1 protein-coding gene is annotated in these 851 nt (G+C 40.8%); it reads left to right on the top strand.

The features are described from left to right. Window positions 1-851: flagellin (locus tag Q4503_RS18805; protein ID WP_303603191.1), on the top strand; the 851-nt coding region annotated here is incomplete at both ends.

The raw sequence follows: 851 nt of genomic DNA on the forward strand, positions 1-851 counted from the left end.
ACTTTTGGTACAAAACAATTCCAAGTAGGTTCAAATGCGAATGAAACCATTAATGTTTCGTTAGGTAATATGGCTGCTGATGCGATTGGTGCTTATGATGTTGAAGGTGCTGGTAGTGTCTTTGGTGATGTTGCCGCACCAGGTAATTTAGCTGCTAATGAAACAATTACTGCTGATCCTAATCTTAATATTAATGGTACAGGTGTTCCAATTCTTGCTAATGATGGTGCTGATGGCGTTGCTGATAAAATCAACGCAGCTGCAACGGGTGTTACAGCTACAGCAAAATTAGAAGTAACGCTCTCAGGAATTACTAGTGCTGATAACGCAACAATTAATATCGGTGAAGATTCATATGACCTTGCTGCATACGGTGGTGATATGGAACGTTTAACAGAGGATTTAGTGGCTGATGGTTATGATGCTGTATATGACTCTGCAGCCGGTGGCAGCATAGCTCTTAAAGCTGAAGGTGTTGGCGGGATTGAAGCTATTGCTGAAACTTCAGGTACACCTGCAGGTACTTTAAAGTTTGATGCTGTAACTGTTGCTACAGCTGATTCATCTAAAACATCAGAGCTTCATTTAACTTCGCCAGATAAAATTGGTATCTCAGGCACAACTGTTGATGAAATCTTAGGTGGTAGTATAACTGGTACTGGTGGTGAAGGTGAATTAACAACTGTTGAAGATATTGATATATCCGGTACAACAAGTGTTGGTGCCCAATCTGCGATACAAACCATTGATGCAGCGTTAGCACAAATTGATAGCCAACGTGCTGATTTAGGTGCGGTTCAAAACCGTTTTAGCCACACTATCAGTAACTTGTCTAATGTAGCAGAAAATGT

Origin of the sequence: Colwellia sp. 6_MG-2023 (genome assembly GCF_030547765.1) — a bacterium.
In the GTDB taxonomy this organism is placed as follows: domain Bacteria; phylum Pseudomonadota; class Gammaproteobacteria; order Enterobacterales; family Alteromonadaceae; genus Colwellia.